Raw genomic sequence first — 580 nt, 5'->3', positions numbered from 1 at the left:
CACGCGGTTCGTCACATTCGAAACCATCGTTTCAACGAATTCGTCTCAACAAGCCAACATCATCGGCTCAACGGCAACCGATACCAACGCCGCCACCATTATTACCGCCATCTAATCAATTTACATTTAATGAATCGCCGATAAATAATTTTCAACGAATTGCAGGATTTAACCATGGTCAACCGAAACCATTGGTACAACCACAAACGTTTGCTCAACCAATGTCATCATTTCCATCGTTGATTCACGATGCACCACCACCACCACCACCTCCGCCACCACCATCATCACCACAAAGACAATCATTTCGTCGTGTAAAACCGAATTCGGGTAGTCGACGATCAAAACCGAAACATAGTAGCCCAATACCGTTACCAACCAGAACGATTGATGTAAGCAGTAGAAGGATTACTAGTACCAATTTAGCATTGCCATCAGTCCATGGTCAAGCAGTACGTGGTCGTGGTCCAGTTAATGCTCATGACGATGATCTTCGACATAAGGCCAATGCATTGGATAATGAGGATGAGAATGAACCGAGTAATCCATTTTTTGGAAATCGCGTTCCATCCTCCTCCTC

Annotated in this window: 1 protein-coding gene; it reads right to left on the bottom strand. The window is 44.7% G+C overall.

Going from position 1 to position 580, the window contains the following annotated elements:
* Positions 1-168 precede the first annotated feature (168 nt).
* Complete coding sequence (locus QRY16_RS22005; RefSeq protein ID WP_289778067.1) at positions 169-366, bottom strand: hypothetical protein; 198 nt, start codon at positions 364-366, stop codon at positions 169-171.
* Between the last annotated feature and the right edge of the window lie 214 nt (positions 367-580).

Origin of the sequence: Mixta mediterraneensis (genome assembly GCF_030283135.1) — a bacterium.
In the GTDB taxonomy this organism is placed as follows: domain Bacteria; phylum Pseudomonadota; class Gammaproteobacteria; order Enterobacterales; family Enterobacteriaceae; genus Pantoea; species Pantoea mediterraneensis.
This window is presented reverse-complemented; position numbering and strand designations above follow the sequence as displayed.